This is a genomic window from Plantactinospora soyae (assembly GCF_014874095.1).
Taxonomy (GTDB): Bacteria; Actinomycetota; Actinomycetes; order Mycobacteriales; family Micromonosporaceae; genus Plantactinospora; species Plantactinospora soyae.
In genome coordinates this window covers 5,281,131-5,301,290 of the sequence record NZ_JADBEB010000001.1, presented here as the reverse complement: position 1 = coordinate 5,301,290, position 20,160 = coordinate 5,281,131, and the positions used below count along the sequence as shown (strand labels likewise).

Sequence of the window (20,160 nt, the reverse complement as noted above, 5' to 3'; positions counted from 1 at the left end):
CGAACTCGCCCGTGCGGCCCGGACCTGGCCGTTGCGGCCGGCCTGGTCGGCCGGGTCCGCCGACTCGGACTTCCGCGCCGTCGCCCGCCCCGATCCGGAGGCTTCCGGTACGCCGGTCGCACTGGCCGGCGCCATCTCGACCGGAAGCTGGTCTGCCGCCGAGTACGTGACGACGGCGGCGACGAACGCGGCGAACAGCGGATGCGGCCGGGTCGGCCGGCTCTTCAGTTCGGGATGGGCCTGGGTCGCCACGAAGAACGGGTGCTGCGCACGGTCCAGCTCCACGAACTCGACCAGCCGGCCGTCCGGCGAGGTGCCGGAGATGTGCAGGCCGGCCTTGGTGAGCGCGTCCCGGTAGGCGTTGTTCACCTCGTACCGGTGCCGGTGCCGCTCGCTGACCTCCGTGTCGCCGTACGCCTGCGCGACAAGTGAGCCCTCGGCCAGCTTCGCCGGGTACGCACCGAGTCGCATCGTGCCGCCCAGGTCTCCCTTGCCGGCGACGATGTCCTCCTGGTCCGCCATGGTGGCGATCACCGGGTGCCGGGCCTTCTCGTCGAACTCCAGCGAGTTGGCGCCGTCCAACCCAGCCAGGTGCCGGGCGACCTCGATGGTCATGCACTGCAACCCGAGGCAGAGGCCCAGGATCGGAATGCCGTTCTCCCGGGCGTACCGGGCCGCGCCGATCTTGCCCTCGATGCCGCGTACGCCGAACCCGCCGGGGATGACGATGCCATCGACTCCGGCCAGGGCGCTGGCGGCACCGGACGGGGTCACGCACTCGTCGCTCGGTACCCAGTGCAACTCGACCCGGGCCCGGTGACCGAACCCGGCCGCCCGGATCGCCTCGCTGACCGACAGGTACGCGTCGGGCAGGTCGACGTACTTGCCGACCAGCGCGACCCGGACCGTGTGGTGCGGATGGTGCACCCGGTCGAGCAGGTCGTCCCAGCTCTGCCACGACACGTCCCGGAAGGAGAGCCCGAGCCGGCGTACCACGTAGGCGTCCAGCCCTTCCTGGTGCAGCACCTTGGGGATGTCGTAGATGCTCGGCGCGTCCGGAGCGGCGATGACCGCCTCGCGGTCGACGTCGCAGTAGAGCGACAGCTTGTGCTTGAGCTTGTCGGGAATCTCCCGGTCCGACCGGCAGACGATCGCGTCCGGCTGGATACCGATGTTGCGCAGCGCGGCGACCGAGTGCTGGGTCGGCTTGGTCTTCAGCTCCCCCGACGGTGCCAGGTAGGGCACCAGGGACACGTGCAGGTAGAAGCAGTTGTCCCGGCCGAGGTCGTGCCGGACCTGCCGGATCGCCTCCAGGAACGGCAGCGACTCGATGTCGCCGACGGTGCCGCCGACCTCGGTGATGACGACGTCCGGGGTACGGCCGTCCTCGTCGGGGTCGGCCATCGCCAGGATCCGCGCCTTGATCTCGTTCGTGATGTGCGGGATCACCTGGACGGTGTCTCCGAGGTACTCCCCCCGGCGCTCCTTCGCGATCACCTCGGAGTAGATCTGGCCGGTGGTGACGTTCGCCTTCCCGGACAGCGCCCGGTCGAGGAACCGCTCGTAGTGCCCCACGTCGAGGTCGGTCTCGGCACCGTCGTCGGTGACGAAGACCTCACCGTGCTGGAACGGGTTCATGGTGCCGGGGTCGACGTTGAGGTACGGGTCGAGCTTCTGCATCACGACCCGTAGGCCGCGTGCGGTGAGTAGATTCCCGAGGCTGGAGGCGGTCAGGCCCTTGCCGAGCGAGGAGGCGACCCCCCCGGTGACGAAAATGTGCCGGGTCGTACGTGATGATGGGGCCAAGGCCTGCTCCCGTGGTCGTTCGTCGCGGTGGTGCAGACCGGTGTCCGATCAGAGAAGTGATCTACGCGATCCACGGGATTCCACGGTAACACCAACCCTGGCCGAGGTGCTGGCCGCACCCGTTCCCACGTCGGCTCGGAGCCCGGATCAGCCCGCCGACACCTCTGCGGACGGCTGCGCCGGTCCGGACTTTTCGGCCGTACCGGGCCGGTTGTCCCCGGCCTCGGCCGCCGCCCCGGCGGCCGGCGTGGACCCGGCCGGACCGGCCTGCGCCGACGAGGGCGGTACCGACGCCGCTGCGGGCCCGGCGGACCCGTCCGACCCCGTCACCACAGCCGGGGCCGGTTCGGGCCGCAGGGCCGGGTCCGGGGCCGGTTGCGGCCCCCCCGCCCCGGCCGGCCCGGAACTTCCGGCCGAACCTTCGGGCTCCACCGGCCACGACGTCATCGGCGGCATGGTCCGGTCGGCCGCGTGGTCCAGCACCCGCAGCGCGGCGAGGGCGGCCATCGGCACGGTCAGCGCGGCGGCGGCACCGGCGACGTTGAGCGCGGACCCACCGAGCAGCCCGCCGATCAGGGTCGCCACGGTGATCCCGGCCATACCGGCGCGAACCGCCGGATAGATTCCGAAGAGTCGTTTGAGCCCACCCCAGGGGCGTAACAGGGCGAACCACACCAGCACCACGCCGACCAGGGCGAGGACCGTCAACGGACTGCCGACCAGGGCGGCCATGTTCGAGGCTCCGGACCGGTGCACCGTGAGTCCACTGGTGCCGTCACCGACGGCGCCGAGGAACCGGCCCAGGCTGCCGCGCTGGTTGGCCGGCTGCCGCAGGTCGAGCACGATGAACCCGATGGTCACCGCGAGGCCGGCGATGCTGGCCCAGGCCAGTCGGCCGAGGGTCAGCCACCCGCCGGTGCTGATCGCGGCGGCGACGCTCACCCCGGCGGTCAACGCGACCGCTCCCACCGCGTCGGCGCCGAGGTAGGGACTTCCCACCACGATCACACCGAGCACGCCGATCCCGACGACGACCGCCGGTCGCCAACTGCGCCGGACCCGCTGCGCGAGCCAGCCGGCGGTCAGCAGGCTACCCGCGATGAAGACGCCGAGTCCGACGACGCCGAGCCCGGCGTACCGGCCGCCCTCCAGCGCCGAATAACCGATCACACCGTTGAGCTGGAGGCGGGCGCCGGTGACCACGTCCGCGCCGACGATGAGCGCGGCCAGCGCGGCGACGCTGCCCAACGGCCACAAGGTCTGCTGGTACGCCCGGGCGAGCCGGACCGCGGCGGTGGCCACGCCGAGAACCACGGCGGTCACCAGCCCGAAGTAGATGCCGGCGTGCTCCCCCCGCCACCACGGCACCACGTCGGCCAGCAGGGCGGCGGGAATCGCCAGCGCGGTGGCGATGAGCAGCACCTCCACCGTCGCCACCACCCGTCGGGGCACCGGCGTGGGCCCGGACGGGCCGGCATGGCGCCGGGCCCGGCGTAGCAGCGGCACGACGGCCACCGCGAGCAGGCACTGCAGTCCGGCCAGCAGCGCGAAGAACCAGCTCGCCACCCGTTGTTGGGCCCGAGCCTCCCGGTCGGCGTCCGCCGGCGCGGCGATCGCCGTGGGCAGGTCGGTCGGGCGGTCCTCGACGACGGTCGCCGGCTGGCCGATGAAGAGTTGCTCCGGAGCCGGCCGGCCGAGCGCCGCCAGGGCGGTGGGTGCCAGGTCGACCAGTTGCAGGTAGCCCTCCCGTCCGGTGCTCCGCGAGGTGAGCCAGCCCCGTTCCCAACCGGGGCCGTCCGCCACCACCACGTGCAGCCGCGACGACTGGTCGGTGTCGGCGATTCCGGCCACCACCACCAGCGACTGCTTGGGCCGGGCGGCCAGCACCCGGGCCAGGGTGACGTCGGCCCGGCGTGCGGCGGCGGCGCGGATGACCGGATCGTCTCCGGCGACGGTGCCGAGGTCGATGATGCTGAGAATGCAGTCGGCGAGCGGCCCGGTCGGGTCGGGCGGCAGGCTCTCGGCGTACCGGTCCACCCGGCCGAACGGGCGGGCTGCGGCGATGGCGGCACCGGGACCGACCGCGTAGGTGCAGCGGACCGACTCGGCGAGCGCGCCGGGCACCGTACCCCAGCGCATCCTGTCCTGGTTGTTGCTCACCGTGGCCCGTTGGTCGGGCAGGTTGGCGCTGATCCCGTCCGGCTGTTCGATGGCGATGTCCGGCGCCGGGCACCGGCCATTCACCGCACCGCTGTCCCAGGCCGCGAAGTTGCCGGCGCCGAGGGTCTGCCAGCCGTCGACCGGGCAGGTCGGCTGCCGGGCCGACCGGACCGACAGGGACCCGATCGCACCGCGCTCGGCCATCCGCCAGAGCGTCGGGGTGGTTACCGGGTCGACGTCGTCCCAGCGCAGTCCCGGTACGCCGGCCAGCACCACGTAGTCGGCGGTCTTCTCCGGCGCTCCGGTGGACGGCCGGATGACCAGCGCGGCGACCCCCAGAGCCACGACGACCGCGGTCAACAGGACGGGTACCAGCCGGCGCAGCATCAGCCCCGCCCCGCCGACGAGCCGGTCTCCCGGCCGGAGGAGGGCAGCTGGCTGTCGAGCTCCCGGTACAGGGCGGTGACGGTGGCGACGGTCCCCGCCTCGGTCGGCCAACTCGCCGCCTGTACGCCGGCCAGCCGGGCCAGTTCGGTACGCCGGTCCCCGTCGGCGAGCAGCGTCCGTACCGCCTGGTCGACCGCGTCCACGTTTCCGGGCGGCACCAGTACGGCCGCCTCACCCACCAGCTCGGGCAGGCCGCCGACGGCGGTGGCCACCAACGGAACGCCGGAACGCAGTGCCTCCTGCGCGAACAGTTGCCGGGCCTCCCAGTCGCTGGTGACCAGGGCCAGGTCGGCGCCGACGAGCAGTTCGGCCACGTCGGTGCGGTGCCCGAGCAGGTTGACCGGGGCCCGGGCGGCCGAGATCCGGGCCGCCAACTGGAGGTAGCTCGGCCCGCTTCCGGCGATCACCACCACCGGTACCGGATCCAGGTCCCGCCAGCGGGCGGCGGCGTCCACCAGCACGTCGTACCGCTTCTGCGGGTGCAGCCGACCGACCGAGACGATCAGCGGCTGGTCCGGCGCGACGCCGAACTCGGCCCGTACCGCCGAGCGGCTCCGCCGGGCCGGTGGCAACGTGGGCGCGGCGACCGCACCGAGTCGGGCGTCCGGGGCACCGAGCGCGGCGGCCCGTTCGACGAGATCGGCGGAGGCGCCGAGCGTGACCCGGGCCCGACGCGCGACGATCCGTTCGACGAGCCGGGACACCCGTCCGCGAAGTCCTCCGCCGAGCACCGCGTTGTGCCAGGTGACCACCACCGGGGCGGTCGGCCTGGCCAGCACCGCGACCAGACCGGCCCGCAGCCCGTGCGCGTGCACCACGTCGACCGGCTCGGCGAGCACCCGGCGCAGGGCGGCGACCGCCCGGGCATCCGCCGGAGTGGGACTGGCCGGAATCTCCACCGGTACGAAGCGGGCGCCCACGGCGGTGAAGTCGAACTGCTCCTGGGTCGCGGCCGGACCGCAGACGGTCACCGTCACGCCAGCGGCGACCAGCCCCCGGGCCAGCGAGGTGACGTGCTGACCGACGCCGCCGGTGCTGGACGCGAGCAGCAGGACGACCGAACCGGTCCAGCCGACGGCGGGTCCGGTCACCGGATCCCCCGTACGCCCGGTTCGGCGCGGTCCGCCCGTCGGGTCGGCCCACCCCGCTCGCTCACCGCGACACCCGCTCCTTCCCGTCGTCCTCGCCCGGGCCGGCCGTGTTCCGCCGGCCCTCGACGCCCCGTCCCGCCGAGCCACCCTGCCCGGCCAAGCCGTCTTGCCCGGCAGAACCGCTCCGCCCGCTGGCCGCACCGCCCCGCCCCACCCTGCCGGGCAGTCGGCGCCGCACCGCCGCCAGCAGCGGACGGACGTCGTGCCGGTCCAGCGGATAGGCGACGGCGAGGAACACCACGCCCACGGCGACTCCGGACAGCATGCCCTGCAGGAGGGCGTCAACTCTCGCCGGGGTACCACCGCCGAAATCGGGCATCCAGTGCGCAAGCGCCGCGCCGACGAGCGCCGCGAGCGTCCCGGCGAGCAGGCCCACCAGCCCTGACCTGGTGAATCCGGTCAGCGCGGATGGTCCGGCACTTCTGACCACGACCACGGCCAGCAGCATCCCCAACACCAGCATGCCGACCGAATTCGCCACACCCACCGCGAACACCCGATAGTCGGTCGGGAAGGCGGCGGCCAGCCCGATCGCGGCGGGTGGCACCACGAGCCAGCCGGCGAGGGTCGCGGCGGCCGCCGGTCGGGCCGCGCCGCGCGCGTACAGGGCCCGGGTGAACACCGCGAAGAGGCCGTAACCGAGCAGCCCCGGACCGAAGCCGGCGATGGCGGCGGCCAGGGCCGGTCCACTGCCCGGCCAGAAGAACTGGGCCACCGGCTCGGCGGTCGCGACCAGCGCCGCCGCGCCGAGGCAACTGAACAGCAGCACCCGACGGGCGGTCGGCGCCAGCGTCCGGCGGTAGCCGTCCTCGTCCCCGGCCGCGTGCGCGGCGGCGAGGGTCGGATACGCGGCGACCGCGAGCGGGACCGCGAGCACCGCCCAGGGCAGCAGGTACACGGTCTGGGCGAGGTTGAAGACCACCGGTGCGCCGGTCGCCCCCCCACTGACCTGGTTCAGGCTGACCACCAGGGCGATCTGCTGACCGATCACGGTCACCGCCCCGGCCAGGGCGAGTCCGCCGACCCTGGCCCGGGCGTCGGCGGGGAACCCGTACCCGGGGCGGGGCCGCAGCCGTAGCCGGCGCAGCGGGATCAGCAGCGACAGGGAGAGGACCACCACCCCGAGGGTGGTCCCGGCGGAGAGGATCAGCTCGCCGCCCCGGCCGGCCTCGGCGATGCTCGGGTGCACCCCCTCGACGGCGGCGAACGCCAGGTACACCCCGATCACGGTCACGCTGGACAGCAGCGGCGCGATGACCGGCCAGGCGAACCGCCGGTACGACTGGAGCACGCCGGTGAGCACGATGCCGACCCCGTACAGCGGCAGTTGTGGCGCGAAGAGCCGCAACATCCGTCCGCCGGCCTCGATCTCGGCAGCGCTGGGCCGATCGGCGGTCAGCGCGACGATCGGTTCGGCGAAGACCGCCACCAGCACGGCGAGCGGCACGAGCAGGGTCACCGCCCAGGTGAGCAGGACTCCGGTGGTCGCCGACACCGCCGCCCGGTCCCCGGCCGCGACCGCACCGGCCAGCAGCGGTACGACGAGACTGGCCAGCGCCCCACCGGCGACGATCTCGAAGACGATGTTCGGGATGCTGTTCGCCACCACGTACATGCCACCGAGGTCGCTCTTCTCCCCCATCACCCAGGTGAAGATCCCGGTACGCCCGAACCCGACCAGTCGACTGACCACGGTGAGTACGGCGATCAGCGCAGCGGCGCCGGCAACGCGACCGGCGCCGGCAAGGGGTGCCGGCGTTCCCACGTCAGGAGTGTCGCCGGCCCAGGGCGTCCAGTTCGCGCAGCCCCCGGGTGTTCTGGATCACCTGGCTGAAGCTGACCTTCTCGCTGGCGGCGGTGAGCGCGGCGATCGCCGCCAGCGCGGCGGCCCGGCCGACCGGCCCGGTACGGGCGGCCAGCGCCACGCCCAGCAGCGCGCCGAGCGCGTTCGCCCCGCTGTCGCCGAGCATCACCCGCTCGTCGAGGTCGGCGGGAAGCAGCGCGGTCGCCGCTCCCACCGGGCCGGCGGCGAGACCACCGGTCGGACCGGGCAGCAGGGGTGTGCCGAGCAGCACACCGGCCTTGAGCGCCCGTCCAGGTCGCAGGTCGAGCAGGTTGACCAGGTTCGCGGTGCCGGCGATTACTCCCGCGCCGAGCAGCACGTCCACCACTGCGCCGGCCCGGCCGGTCCGGCGGCCCCGGGCCGACGAGCCGTCGGCTGACCGGGCGTTCGCATCGGCGGCGAGCAGGGCGGCGGCGGCCAGCCCGGCCGCGCCGAGCCCGGCGATCTTGACGATGCCACTGGTCACCCGGCCCTGCCGCAACGCGGCGAGGTGGCCGGCGAAGCCCTTGGCCGTCTTCTGCTCCGGTCGGGCCCCGACCACGTCGTCGTAGAGCCCGACGGCTCCGGACGAGAGGCCGGCGACCAGGGCCGCGGCGGCGGCCGGTCGGCTCGGTGCGCCCGCGGCGGCACCGGTGGCCGCCGCGGCGGCGAGCGCCGGGCCGGCGGCCAGGGTGACGGTGCGGCCCCGGAAGTTGGTGCGCTGCAACTGGGCGGTCCACGGTCCGGCGAGTACGCCGCGCAGCGCAGCGCCGGCCAGTACCGCGCCGACGCCGAGCGCCCGGCGGCGGGCGCCCCTCCTCCTCGCCGTCACTCGGGCAGTTCCGGCAGCAGGGATTCGGCACCGGCGCCGACGCCGAACGCCCCGGCCTGCTTGTCCGCGAACTGCCGGCCGAGCGACAGGGCGGTGACGACCTGGCCGGCCACGGTGTTGGCGTTGTCGACGGTCGAGATGCTCTTGGAGAGGGCCGGATCCCGGCGTACCTCCGCGACGAGGTTGCCGCCGCTGCTGCCGCTGCCCGCGACCACGGCCACGGCGGCCTTGTCGAGCTGGTCGGCCAGCCGGACCACCGAGGCGTCCTTCTTCGCCGCCTCCCGATCGACGTAGGACTGCCCGCTGACGATCACGACCGCCTCGGCGGGTCCGCTGATCTTGTCCTTCACGGTCAGGTAGCCGGCCTCGCTGTAGTCGTCCAGCACCGCCCGCCGGTCCGCGTCGGTCACCAGCGAGCCGCCCTCCGGCCGGTCCAGCAGGGCGCTGGCCAGCAGCGCACTGGACTTCTCCACGCCGTCGCTGCCGGGCAGCCCGACGTCGGGGATCGTGGGTCTGGCCGCCTTGGCCGCCACGCCCAGCAACACGAAGTTGTTGTCGGGGTGGATGAACTTCTCCTGGATGTTGACCTGCCCGGTGATCGAGGCTCCGGCCAGCCGCGCCATCTCGGTCACCCCCTCGGCGTGCTCCTCCCCACTGGGCAGGACGAACAGCAGGACGCGCCGGCCGGCGAGGGTGCCCTTGAGCATGTGCGGTGCGGCCTCGGTGACGAAGTCCTCCTCGCGCTTGACCTCGGTCTCCAGGCTGTTCACCGATTCGCGCAGCTGTTCGTTGCTCTTGCTCAGCCCGCTGACCCGCTCCTTGAGCGAGTCGGCGACCGGGCCGTTCAGTGCCGCGGTGCCGACGACCAGGCCGATCGCCAGAGCCAGGAACACCGCGGTGAGCGAGACCACGTGGTACCGAAAATTGATCACGACGAACGCCTCTTGATCAGTGGGGGCCGAGAAGACAGCAGTCTGGGCTTAGAAGAGCTGTTCAAGTTGGAACACCAGATTGTCCCACCATTCGGAGGCCACTCCGAGGTACGCCTTGCCGACGGTGGAGACGGCGACGGCGGACGCCATCGCGGCCAGTGCCGAGAGGACCAGCAGCAGCAGGGAGGATCCGGAGATGCTCTGCCGGTAGAGCCGGCTCACGCCCTTGGCGTCGACCAGCTTGCCGCCGACCTTGAGCCGGGTGAGGAAGGTGGAGGCCATTCCGCCCCGGCCCTTGTCCAGGAACTCGACGAGGGTCGCGTGCGTACCCACCGCGACGAGAAGCGAGGCGCCCTTCCCGTCGGCCAGCAACATCGCCAGGTCCTCGCTGGTGGCGGCGGCCGGGAAGGTCTGTGCGGTGACCCCGAGGCCGTTCACCCGGGCCAGTCCCGGCGCCCGCCCGTCGGGGTAGGCGTGCACGATCACCTCGGCACCGCAGCGCAGCACGTCGTCGGTGACGGAGTCCATGTCGCCGATGATCAGGTCCGGCGTGTATCCCGCCTCGACCAGCGCGTCCGCTCCGCCGTCGACCCCGATCAGCACCGGCTTGAACTCCCGGATGTACGGGCGCAGCACGTCGAGGTCGGCCTTGTAGTCGTACCCCCGGACCACGATCAGGCAGTGCCGTCCCCGGATCGGGGTGTCGACATCGGGTACGCCGACGCCGTCGAGCAGCAGCTCGCGCTCCTGTTTGAGGTACTCCATGGTGTTGGCGGCGAACGCCTCCAACTGCACCGACAGCCCTTCCCGGGCGTCGGCCATGGCCTTGGCCACGGTCTCGGCGTCCTGCCGGCTGCCGTGCCCGACCGGTTCCTCGCCCACGAGCACGGTGTTGCCGTCGATCCGGACCGTGTCGCCTTCCCGGATCTGCTGGAAGACGCCCTCGCCGAGATCGTCGAGGAGGGGGATCCCCGCCTTGATCAACACCTCCGGCCCGAGGTTCGGATAGCGACCGGAGACCGACGGCTTGGCATTGAGCACCGCCGCGACGCCGACCGCCACCAGCGAGTCGGCCGCCACCCGGTCCAGGTCGACATGGTCGATGACCGCGATGTCACCCGGACGCAGCCGGCTGACCAGGCGCTTCGTCCGGCGGTCGAGGCGCGCGGTGCCGACAACTTTGCCCGGTTCCGCGCTCCGGGCCCGGCGTAACGTGGGTAAACGCATCCTGACCATCCTGGCACGTGGGGCAGAGCTTTCTGTCGCGACATGCCTGAGCAGGGCCGCCACCCCAAGGGAACCATACTCATGCCCGGCCGGGTGTGGCGGGCGTCACACCCTTCGATTCGGTACCACGGAACGTGGCCACCGCTCGCCGGACACGACCTCCGTCAATCCGCAACCTCACCCACGGCGCTCCCGGGCCGCCACGGCCAGAAGTTCCTCGGCGTGTGCGATACCCAGATCGGAGTCGGGCAAACCAGCCAGCATCCGGGCCAGTTCACGGGCCCGGTCGGTGTCCTCGACCACCCGCACGCCGCTGGTGGTCACCGCACCGCCGGTGTCCTTGGCCACCACCAGATGCCGGTCCGCGAACGCGGCCACCTGCGGCAGGTGTGTCACCACCAGTACCTGGTGGCTGCGGGCCAACCGGGCCAGCCGACGTCCGATCTCCACCGCGGCCTGTCCACCGACCCCCGCGTCGACCTCGTCGAAGACCAGCGTCGGCGGCCCACCGGAGCCGGCGAAGACCACCTCGATGGCGAGCATCACCCGGGACAGTTCGCCGCCGGAGGCGCCTCGTTGCAACGGCAGCGCCGGAGCACCGGGATGGGCCAGCAACCGCAGCTCGACCTCGTCCGCGCCGTCCGGCCCGATCCCCACCTCGACGCCGTCGATGGTGAGCGTCGGCTCGGCCCGACCGACCGGCCGGGGCAGCACCGCCACCTCGATCCGGGCGTGCGGCATCGCCAGCCCGGCGAGCTCGGCCGTCACCTGCGCCGCGAATCTGGTGGCCGCCTCGCGGCGGGCCGCGGAGAGTCGGGAAGCCAACTCGGTGACCTCGCCGGCCAACCGCTGCCGCTCCCGGTCCAGCTCGTCGAGCAGCTCGTCGGAGTTGTCCAGCTCGGACAGCCGGTTCCGGGCCCGGTCCGCCCAGGCGATCACCCCGTCGACGTCGTCGGCGTACTTCCGGGTCAGGCCGCGCAGCGCGGCCCGCCGCTCGTAGATGACCTCCAGCCTGGCCGGATCGGCGTCGAGCGCGGCGAGGTAGCTGGAGAGTTCCGCCGCGACGTCGTCGACGAGGGTCGCCATCTCCTCGAGCCGGGCCGCCAGAACGCCGAGGGTACGGTCCACGCTCGCCTGGGCCTCCAGGGTGCGCCGGGCGTGCCCAAGCAGGGTGGTCACGTCGGCGGCCTCGTCGGCCGGCTCCGCGGCGCCCGCGACGCAGTGCTGTGCCGTCTGCGCGGCGGTACGCAGGCCCTCCGCGTGCTCCAGGCGCTGCGCCTCGGCCTTGAGGTCCTCGTCCTCGCCCGGCTGCGGGTCCACCCGGGTGATCTCGTCCAGGCCCAGCCGCAACAGGTCGGCCTCCTGGTTGCGCTCGCGCGCGTTGCGCCGCCGGTCGGCCAGGTCGTCCGAGACCCGCCGCCACCTCGCGTACGACTCACGCAGGCTGTCCAACAGCTTCTCGTGCTCCGGCCCGCCGAACCGGTCCAGCGAGGCCCGCTGCTCGGCCGGCCGGAGCAGCCGGAGCTGGTCCGACTGGCCGTGTACGGCCAACACCTGCTCGCCGATCTCGGCCAGCATCGACACCGGCATGCTCCGGCCCGCCACGTGTGCCCGGGACCGCCCCTCGACGGTGACGGTACGGCTGAGCAGCACGGATCCGTCGTCGTCGGGCTCGCCACCGGCATCGGTGATCCGGGCGTGTACGGCGGTCGCGACGTTACCGGCCAGCCGCAGCCGCCCCTCGACGCCGGCACGGCCAGGGTCGGCACGCACCCGACCCGCGTCGGCCCGCCCTCCGAAGAGCAGGCCGAGACCGGTCACCACCATTGTCTTACCGGCGCCGGTCTCGCCCGTGATGACGTTCATACCGCCGGTAAGCAGCAGTACGGTGTCCTCGATGACGCCCAGCCCGGTGATGCGCAGCTCTTCCAGCACAGCCACCGACAGTAGTAGCGTGCCCCGACACTTGACCACCCGGCGCGCATCTTCGATCGTCGGGCCGACCGTCTGATCGCCGAGCCGGCGCCCGCCCCGCGACCCGCCCACGCCGCGGCACGGGCCGCTCCGCGTTCGGCCGCGCCTGCGGCGCCGTTTCTCGACGAGGTGAGCACATCGCGGGCCGCGGCCGCCACCGGTGCGCTGGCGACGGGCGCGGACGTACTACCGGCGGCTGCCCCGCCAGCCGTGCACGGGCAGGCCGAACTTGGCGACCAGCCGATCCGTGAAGTGCCGGGCCCGCAGCCGGACGATCCGCACCGGAAGCGCGCCACGCTGCACGGTGACCCTGGCTCCCGGCGGCAGGTCGTAGACGCGCCGCCCGTCGCAACAGAGCACCGCCAGGGTGGTGAACGGGTCCACGGTGATCGTGAAGATGGCCGTCGGCGCGGTGACGACCGGACGGCTGAACAACGCGTGCGCGCTGATCGGTACCAGCAACAGGGCCTCCACCTCGGGCCAGACCACCGGGCCGCCGGCCGAGAAGGCGTACGCGGTGGAACCCGTCGGCGTCGCGCAGACCACACCGTCGCAGCCGTACCGGGACAGCGGGCGTCCGTCGACGTCGACGAGCAGCTCGAGCATCTGGGCCCGCTCGCCCTTCTCCACGCTCACCTCGTTGAGCGCCCAGGACTCGATCACCGGGCCGCCCTCGAACTCCGCCCGGACGTCGAGGGTGAGCCGCTCGTCCACTGTGTAGTTCCGGTCGACGACGTCCCGGACCGCCTCGTCCAGGTCGTCGATCTCGGCCTCGGCGAGGAAACCGACCTTTCCGAGGTTGATACCCAACAGGGGCGCCTTCGCCGGGCGGGCCAGGTCAGCGGCGCGCAGGAAGGTCCCGTCGCCGCCCAGGGCGAACACGATCTCCGCGCCCTCGGCCGCGCCGAGCAGGCTCACCGGGGTCACCCCGGGCAGGTCGAGGTCGTCGGCCTCCTCGACCACCACCCGTACCTCGAAGCCCGCCTTGATGAGGTCCGCCGCCACCGTACGGGCGTGCTCGGTGCTCCGCCGCCGTCCGGTGTGCGTCACCAACAGTGCCGTCCGGGTCATCGGGCTTCCTCTCGCGCCACGGCTGAACTGGTCGGCCCGGCCGCCACCGCCGCCTGGACCAACGCCTCGTCCGGCGCCGGCGCGTCCTGGCGCAGCCAGACGAAGAACTCCACATTGCCGCTCGGTCCGGGCAACGGGCTGGCCACCACACCCGCCAGTCCCAGACCCAGATTGGCGGCGGTTCCCGCCACCGCGAGCACGGCTTCCGCCCGCAACTCCGGATCCCGGACGACCCCGCCGCTACCGACCCGCTCCTTGCCCACCTCGAACTGCGGCTTGACCATCAGCACCAGGTCACCATCCGTCGAGGTGCAGCCGCGCAGTGCCGGGAGCACCAGGCGGAGTGAGATGAACGACAGGTCCGCGACCGTGAGGTCGACGGTGCCGCCGACAGTGTCGGGGGTCAGGGTACGCACGTTGGTGCGCTCGAACACCCGCACCCGCTCGTCCTCCCGCAGTGCCCAGGCGAGCTGCCCGTACCCGACGTCCACCGCGACCACCTCGGCCGCGCCGGAGCGCAGCAGCACGTCGGTGAAGCCCCCGGTCGAGGCGCCCGCGTCGAGGCACCGCCGGCCGGCCACCCGCAACCCGTTCGGGGTGAAGGCCCCGAGGGCGCCGACGAGCTTGTGCCCGCCCCGGGAGACGTACTCCGTGGCCGGGTCGGCGCCGAGTACCCGGACCGGATCCGCCGGGTCCACCATGGCTGCCACCTTGTGCGCCCGTACCCCACGGACCTGGACCCGCCCGGCCTCGACCAACGAGGCGGCCTGCTCCCGCGATCGGGCCAGGCCACGGCGGACGAGTTCGGCGTCGAGCCGGGTACGACGTGCCATCGATGGTTCTCCGAGGGACTGGGCTTACGCCTGGTCGATGGTGGCGAGGGTTTCCCGCAGGGTTCGGTGCGCGTCCTCGTACTGTGCGATCTGGTCGGCCGGCGGCAGGTTCGCCGCGTTGGCCATAGCCTGGAGCATCGCGTCCACGGCGGGATGGCCGGAACCGGCGCCGTCCACGTCGTCGTCCCGGTCGACGATCGACGCGGGACCGGGCACCGGAACGGATCGGGGAACTCCGGGTACGCCCACTGCCTGCCGGAACGGGCCGGGTACGGGTCCCTGGCTCATGCGGCACCGCTGCCCGGTGCCGGCGACCGCTTTGCCACCGGGGCCTTGCGCGGCGCCGCCTTCTTGGCCACCACGGCTTTCTTGGCCACCGCCGCCTTCTTGGTGACCACGGCCTTCTGGGCACCAGTCCGCTTGGCGACCGCCTTGGTCGGGGCCGCCGGGGCGTCGGTGCTCCGTGTCGACGCCGCCTTCTCGGCCACCGCCGTCTTCGCTATCGCCTTCGCCACCGCTTTCTTGGCCACGCTCTTCTTCGCCAGCGTCTTCCTGGCCACCGCCTTCTTCACGGCGGAACGGTCGGCCGTGGTCGTACCCGCCGCGCCAGCCGGCGCAGGGACGTCGGTGGACCTTCCTGCCGTGCTGGGCCTGCGGGCTCCGGCCCGCGGTGTCGGACCGGCAGTCCCACCGCCACCGGCCGGGCCCGGACCGCCGGCCCGCGCCGCGTCCAGCTCCCGCTCCAGTCGGCGTACCCGATCGGTCAGTGCCGTGACCTCGTCCGTGCTGGCGAGACCGAGGACGCCGAGCGCGCGGTCGACCTCGACCCGGACGATCTTGGTCAACGCCTCCCGATTGGCCACCCCGGTGGAGATCAGCTCCTCGGCCATGGTCTGCAGTTGGGCAGCCGTGGCGCCACTGGAGCCGACCAGTCTCCTGGCGGCCGTCTGGGCGCGCTTCTTCGACGCCTCCGTCAGCCCGAGGGCCAGCTCAAGGTAGGCCCGCCACGCGTCCTGCATACCTCGGTCCTTTCGCGGGTGCCGACTGTTCAGGTTGTCACGCTACCGGGCGCCCGAGCCCGTCCAGTGCGGTACCGTGCCCGGGGAACGGGCGTGGCGGAAGGCGAGGGGGCGACGCGATGGCCAGCGTTGAGGAGTGTCGGCAGGCATTGCAAGACTTGGCGGCCCGGATGGACGCCAACGCCGACAAGGTACGCAAGCAGGTCGATTTTGAGCGCACCCTGGCGTGCCGGATCACCGATCTGGACACCGCGTTCCATGGCCGGTTGACCGGCGGACGTCTGGTCGACCTGACCGACGGCGACGACCCGAAGGCGAAAGTCGCCCTGAGTACGACCAGCGACGATTTGATCCGCCTGGTCCGGGGCGAGCTGGACATCCCCAAGGCGCTGGCCTCCCGGCAAATGTCGATCAATGCCAACCCGTTCGATCTTCTTAAACTCCGCAAGCTGCTCTGAACCGGCCGAATCCTCCGCCAGTCACCGCAGCAAGTCAAGATCTCCGAGCGCTGACCGGGCGGCGTCGGATCCCGGTTCGATGCTGTCGACCGGGCGCCCCGACCAGGCCGCCGCGCACAGCGTAGCCAGTGCCTCCAGGCTCGAACCGGACCCGGTGAGCTGCGCCGTCTCCCCGTTGGCGGTCACCTGCCAGCCGTTGTCCGCGACGATCGGAAGCCCCGGTACCCGGGAACCGGTCGCCGCAGGTCCGGATGCCGTCGACCCGGCTTCCTCCGGTGCCGGGCCGGGCAGCCGCGCCACCTGGGCCGGGTCGAACAGCCCACCCAGGTCGGTCGCCACGTAGGTGGGCCGGGCCAACAGAGGCGCATGGAGCAGGTCGACCGGCCGCGTCACCCCCGTCAGGACGAGCAGGCTGTCCAGTCCGGCCCGGACCGCGCCCTCGATGTCGGTGTCCAGCCGGTCCCCGACCGTCAGCGGTCGGGTCGCGCCCGCCTGCCGGGCCGCGGCCGTGAACAACGCGGGTTCGGGCTTGCCCACCACCACGTCGGGATCCCGTTCCAGTGCCGTCCGCAACACCGCCACCAACGAACCGTTCCCCGGTACCGGTCCCCGCGCCGTGGGCAGCGTCCGGTCGGTGTTGGTGGCGAACCACTCCGCGCCGGCCCGCACCGCGAGCGCCGCCTCGGCGAGATCCGCCCAGCCGACCTCGGGCGCATAGCCCTGCACGACCGCCACCGGCTCGTCCTCAAGCCGCCTGACGGGACGCAGCCCGACGGCGCGCACCTCGGCCCGTAGCGCCTCCGCGCCCACCACGAGCACCGGTGAGTCCGCCGGAAACCGGTTGGCCAGCAGCCCCGCCGCCGCCACCGCCGAGGTGAGCACCTCGTGCGGCTGGACGGCGAGGCCCATGCCGGAGAGCAGCGCCGCGACCGCCGCCGGGCGCCGCGAGGCGTTGTTCGTCGCGTACGCCAAGGGCTTGCCCTCGGCGTGCAGCCGACCGACCGCCGCGACCGCTGTCTCGATCGGCCGGTCGACGAGATAGATCACGCCGTCCAGATCGAAGATCACCAGGTCGTACGCGTCGACCAGCCGGCTGCCCGGCGAGGAGGTGGTCACGAGTCGGCAGGCCGGGCTGGGACGTCCGGGCCGACTGAGCCGGTTCCCTGACCATCCGGTTCCCCGTCGGTGCCATCCACCGGCTTCGGCTCCACGACCACGCTAGGCGCGGTCCCCGCCTCCGATGCGGCAGGCGAAGACTCGGATGCGGCCGGCGAAGCCTCGGATGCGGCAGGCTCGGATACGGCCGGCGCAGGCTCCGACGCCGGCTGCTGCGCCGGCACGGACTCGGTGGACGCCTCGCTGTCCCTCACCACTGCCTCCTCGGCACCAGCCTCGGGCCGCGTCGCCACGGAACTCTCGGCTACCGAACCCGACTCCTCCGACCCCACGCCCTCGGGATCGTCCTCGTCGTCTCCGCCAGCGGAAGCGTCCTCGTCGTCCTCGTCGTCCTCGTCGTCCTCGTCGTCCTCGTCGTCCTCGTCGTCCTCGTCGTCCTCGTCGTCCTCGTCGTCCTCGTCGTCCTCGTCGTCCTCGTCGTCCTCGACATCATTGTCATCATCGTCGGGCGAGCCGGACTCGTCGTCGACGTCCTCAACCTCGAGGTCCACGCCGTCCTGCTCGACGTCCGTACCGTCCTCGTCGGCGTCCTCGTCGCTGTCCTCGTCACCCTCGAGGACCACACCGTCGAGTTCCAACAACCGCTCCGCAGCGTCGGTCTCGCCGAACTCGTCCGCGTCGGCCGCCCGGGAGAACCACTCGCGTGCCTCTTCGAGACGGCTGACCGCGAGCAGCGCGTCGGCGTACGCGTAACGCAGCCGGGGCGCCCAGGGTTCGGTCGTGGCCGCGGTCAGTTCGCGTACCTGAAGCATGGCCACCGCAGCGTCGCGCTGGCCCATGTCACCGCGGGCTCCGGCTGCCACGATCAACAGCTCTATCGCCCCGGCCGGATCCATAGCCTCGGTGTCCGCTCCCCGGTAGAGGTCGATAGCCCGCTCCGGACGTCCCAGTGCCCGCTCACAGTCACCGAGTACGGCCAGGTGCGTCTGTCGCCCGCTCATCCGGTGGTACGTCCGCAGTTCGGCGATCGCGGTCTGCCACTCGCCCGCTCGGTAGGCCGCCAGTCCGACCGCCTCGCGTACCGCCGCGATGCGTGCTGCAAGGCGCCGGGCGGCGAGGGCGTGTTCCAGCGCGAGAGCCGGGTCCTCGTCGATCAGCTGCCCGGTCGCTACGAGGTGGCGTGCCACCGTCTCCGCGACGGGCTTGGCCAGGGACAGAAGTTCCGCCCGGACCGCGGTGTCGAGATCCGTAGCGGCGATCTCGTCGGGGATCGTCGGCCCCTGCGGTCCTCGGGCCGCATCGCCCGGCCGGTCCATCCGGTCGCCCCGATCCCGCCGATCGGCGCCGAAACGAGTTTCCCCGCCCGGTGCCCGGTCCGAGTCGCTCCGGCGCGGGTAGGCGGTGCCTTCACGGCCCGCCGGACCTCGCCGCCCAGCATCCGAACGCGGTCGCTCGGTACGATCCCCCGACGACGGCCGCGCCGTGTCGCGGTCGTCCCGACGTGGGCCACGGTCGGCCCCACGGAAGCCGTCCCGGTCCGGTCCCCGGAAGCCCGCACCCTTTCGGCTGTCGGAGTCCTGGCCGCCCTCGGTACGACGGAAGCCGCTCCCCGAGCCACGCGGAGCGCTCCGGCTGTCCCCGCCGCGCGACGGCCCGCTGCGGAAGTCTCCGCCACGCCGGTCGTCGCCACCGGATCCGGAGTGTGAACCACCCTCGCCGCGGAAGCCACCGCTCTGCCGGTCGTCATTCCGGCGGGTGTCGTCCCGGTAACCGCCAGCACGCGAGTCACGATCACCGTACGAATCGCGGCCGCCACGACGGTCGTCGCCGCCGGATCCGGTACGCGAGCCGCCCCGGTAGCCACCCTCACTGCGGAAACCACCACCGCCACCGCCACCACCACGACGGTCATCACCACCAGAACCGGTACGCGAACCACCCTCGCCGCGGAAACCACCGCCACGACGATCATCACCACCAGAACCGGTACGCGGACCGCCCCGGTAACCACCCTCACTGCGGAAACCACCACCGCCACCGCCACCACCACGACGGTCATCACCACCAGAACCGGTACGCGAACCACCCTCGCCGCGGAAACCACCGCCACGACGATCATCACCACCAGAACCGGTACGTGAACCGCCCCGGTAACCACCCTCACTGCGGAAACCACCACCGCCACCGCCACGACGGTCGTCGCTCCGACGTGCGTCGTCCCGGTAGCCGCCTGCGCGTTGGTCGCGGTCGCCGCCCCGGTCGTCGCGAGCGTCCCGGCGGTAGTCGCCCCGAGGAGCTGCGTCACGTCCCGGGCCGTCGTCACGTCGAGCCGACGACTGGTAGCCACCCTCCCGGTAGCCACCGGGCCGGTCCCCGCCACGCGAACCCGTTCCGCCGGCGCGGTACCCCGGACGAGAGTCCGAACGAGAATCCGAACGCCCCGAGCCGAAGTCGCCGCCACTTCGAGGCCGGCCGCCGCCATAGCCGCCCTGCCGGTCATCGCTGGCCCGTCGGTACCCGCCCCCGTCGCGGGAGCCTCCACCGCCGCCACGCGAGTCGTCACGGGGCCCGCTGTCGCGGTAACCGCGGCCGGACTCCCCGTCCCGCGGCCCGGAACGGTAGCCACCGGGTCGGGAATCCCCACTCCGGGAGCCCGTGCCGCCACTGCTCCGGTCGCCCCGGAAGTCACGCCCGCGGTCGGGTCGGGAATCGCGGTCACCGCGAGAGTCCCGACCACTGGCGGAGCCAGCGGCTCCACCGGGCCCACTCCGGAAGCCACCGCCGCCACCGCTACGACGGTCGTCGCCGTCCCGGCGATAGCCACCACCTCGGGAATCACCCGCGCCGTCCCGTGCAGCAGCAGGCCGGTCCCGGCGGTCGTCGTCGCGGCCACCTCCGGCGCGGCGGTCACCACCTCGGTAGCCGCCTCGATCGCCCGAGCCGCCACGCGAATCGCGATCTCCGCGATAGGACGGACGAGCGTCGCGCGACCCAGATTCGTCGCGGCCACCTCGGCGGTCCGGACGGTCCTCTTGGCGGCGCGGACGGTCTCCGCCGTGCGCTCCTGAACTCACGGGTACATCCTTCCTTATGGCGTTATCGCCGGAACACGCAGTGCAGGGCCACCCGCAACTGGGTGGCCCTGCACTAGAAGATGTCCGGCGGCGTCCTACTCTCCCACACCCTCCCGAGTGCAGTACCATCAGCGCTGGAGGGCTTAGCTTCCGGGTTCGGAATGTTACCGGGCGTTTCCCCTCCGCCATAACCGCCGTAACTCTATCAACAAATCAAACAACACCACCCAAAACACAT

Annotated in this window: 14 protein-coding genes, 1 rRNA gene and 2 pseudogenes; 1 reads left to right on the top strand and 16 read right to left on the bottom strand. The window is 72.7% G+C overall.

What is annotated here, in order from left to right:
- Positions 1 to 57 precede the first annotated feature (57 nt).
- From H4W31_RS23540 to H4W31_RS23485, 12 genes and pseudogenes are all read right to left on the bottom strand, one after another.
- A pseudogene (locus H4W31_RS23540) lies at positions 58 to 1,806 on the bottom strand (CTP synthase); the annotation flags it as partial.
- Between the two features lie 147 nt (positions 1,807 to 1,953).
- Positions 1,954 to 4,353: a hypothetical protein gene (locus H4W31_RS23535; RefSeq protein ID WP_225945641.1), complete on the bottom strand. Its 2,400-nt coding sequence runs from the start codon at positions 4,351 to 4,353 to the stop codon at positions 1,954 to 1,956.
- On the bottom strand, positions 4,353 to 5,504 hold the full coding sequence (locus tag H4W31_RS23530; RefSeq protein ID WP_192768636.1) for a glycosyltransferase family 4 protein: 1,152 nt from the start codon (positions 5,502 to 5,504) through the stop codon (positions 4,353 to 4,355). The genes H4W31_RS23535 and H4W31_RS23530 overlap by 1 nt, the downstream gene beginning before the upstream one ends.
- A 61-nt stretch (positions 5,505 to 5,565) precedes the next feature.
- A complete protein-coding gene (murJ, locus tag H4W31_RS23525; protein WP_192768635.1) occupies positions 5,566 to 7,329 on the bottom strand; it encodes a murein biosynthesis integral membrane protein MurJ in 1,764 nt (587 codons plus the stop codon).
- 1 nt (position 7,330) lies between these two features.
- The gene (locus H4W31_RS23520; RefSeq protein WP_192768634.1) at positions 7,331 to 8,218 is read right to left on the bottom strand and encodes a hypothetical protein; all 888 of its coding nucleotides are present in this window, start codon (positions 8,216 to 8,218) and stop codon (positions 7,331 to 7,333) included.
- Entirely contained in the window at positions 8,215 to 9,150 is a 936-nt protein-coding gene (locus tag H4W31_RS23515; RefSeq protein WP_192768633.1) for a copper transporter, read from the bottom strand. Before H4W31_RS23515 ends, H4W31_RS23520 begins: the two co-directional genes overlap by 4 nt.
- 48 nt (positions 9,151 to 9,198) lie before the next feature.
- Complete coding sequence (steA, locus tag H4W31_RS23510) at positions 9,199 to 10,377, bottom strand: putative cytokinetic ring protein SteA (protein WP_192768632.1); 1,179 nt, start codon at positions 10,375 to 10,377, stop codon at positions 9,199 to 9,201.
- 177 nt (positions 10,378 to 10,554) lie between these two features.
- On the bottom strand, positions 10,555 to 12,312 hold the full coding sequence (gene recN, locus H4W31_RS23505; RefSeq protein WP_192772333.1) for a DNA repair protein RecN: 1,758 nt from the start codon (positions 12,310 to 12,312) through the stop codon (positions 10,555 to 10,557).
- Between the two features lie 225 nt (positions 12,313 to 12,537).
- Complete coding sequence (locus H4W31_RS23500) at positions 12,538 to 13,422, bottom strand: NAD kinase (RefSeq protein WP_192768631.1); 885 nt, start codon at positions 13,420 to 13,422, stop codon at positions 12,538 to 12,540.
- Positions 13,419 to 14,255, bottom strand: a complete 837-nt coding sequence (locus tag H4W31_RS23495) for a TlyA family RNA methyltransferase (RefSeq protein WP_192768630.1) — start codon at positions 14,253 to 14,255, stop codon at positions 13,419 to 13,421. Before H4W31_RS23495 ends, H4W31_RS23500 begins: the two co-directional genes overlap by 4 nt.
- A gap of 24 nt (positions 14,256 to 14,279) precedes the next feature.
- The gene (locus H4W31_RS23490) at positions 14,280 to 14,543 is read right to left on the bottom strand and encodes a hypothetical protein (RefSeq protein WP_192768629.1); all 264 of its coding nucleotides are present in this window, start codon (positions 14,541 to 14,543) and stop codon (positions 14,280 to 14,282) included.
- Entirely contained in the window at positions 14,540 to 15,274 is a 735-nt protein-coding gene (locus H4W31_RS23485) for a phasin family protein (protein WP_192768628.1), read from the bottom strand. Before H4W31_RS23485 ends, H4W31_RS23490 begins: the two co-directional genes overlap by 4 nt.
- A 119-nt stretch (positions 15,275 to 15,393) precedes the next feature.
- On the opposite strand from H4W31_RS23485, the gene H4W31_RS23480 reads away from it, so the two are divergent.
- Positions 15,394 to 15,732, top strand: a complete 339-nt coding sequence (locus H4W31_RS23480; protein WP_192768627.1) for an SCP2 sterol-binding domain-containing protein — start codon at positions 15,394 to 15,396, stop codon at positions 15,730 to 15,732.
- A gap of 21 nt (positions 15,733 to 15,753) precedes the next feature.
- Here the strand turns inward: H4W31_RS23480 and H4W31_RS23475 are convergent, their stop codons facing one another.
- From H4W31_RS23475 to rrf, 4 genes and pseudogenes are all read right to left on the bottom strand, one after another.
- Positions 15,754 to 16,848, bottom strand: a complete 1,095-nt coding sequence (locus H4W31_RS23475; RefSeq protein ID WP_192768626.1) for an HAD-IIA family hydrolase — start codon at positions 16,846 to 16,848, stop codon at positions 15,754 to 15,756.
- A gap of 260 nt (positions 16,849 to 17,108) precedes the next feature.
- Positions 17,109 to 18,035, bottom strand: a pseudogene (locus H4W31_RS23470) (tetratricopeptide repeat protein); the annotation flags it as partial.
- On the bottom strand, positions 18,017 to 19,858 hold the full coding sequence (locus H4W31_RS44345) for a hypothetical protein (protein WP_318783364.1): 1,842 nt from the start codon (positions 19,856 to 19,858) through the stop codon (positions 18,017 to 18,019). The pseudogene H4W31_RS23470 and the gene H4W31_RS44345, both read right to left, overlap by 19 nt.
- A gap of 146 nt (positions 19,859 to 20,004) precedes the next feature.
- Positions 20,005 to 20,121, bottom strand: a 5S ribosomal RNA gene (rrf, locus tag H4W31_RS23465).
- Positions 20,122 to 20,160: the final 39 nt, after the last annotated feature.

Coding starts and splice junctions, on each gene's coding strand:
- H4W31_RS23485 (WP_192768628.1), bottom strand. CDS start 15,274: ATGCAGGACGCGTGGCGGGCCTACCTTGAGCTGGCCCTCGGGCTGACG.
- steA (WP_192768632.1), bottom strand. CDS start 10,377: ATGCGTTTACCCACGTTACGCCGGGCCCGGAGCGCGGAACCGGGCAAA.
- H4W31_RS23490 (WP_192768629.1), bottom strand. CDS start 14,543: ATGAGCCAGGGACCCGTACCCGGCCCGTTCCGGCAGGCAGTGGGCGTA.
- H4W31_RS23495 (WP_192768630.1), bottom strand. CDS start 14,255: ATGGCACGTCGTACCCGGCTCGACGCCGAACTCGTCCGCCGTGGCCTG.
- H4W31_RS23480 (WP_192768627.1), top strand. CDS start 15,394: ATGGCCAGCGTTGAGGAGTGTCGGCAGGCATTGCAAGACTTGGCGGCC.
- H4W31_RS23535 (WP_225945641.1), bottom strand. CDS start 4,353: ATGCTGCGCCGGCTGGTACCCGTCCTGTTGACCGCGGTCGTCGTGGCT.
- H4W31_RS23500 (WP_192768631.1), bottom strand. CDS start 13,422: ATGACCCGGACGGCACTGTTGGTGACGCACACCGGACGGCGGCGGAGC.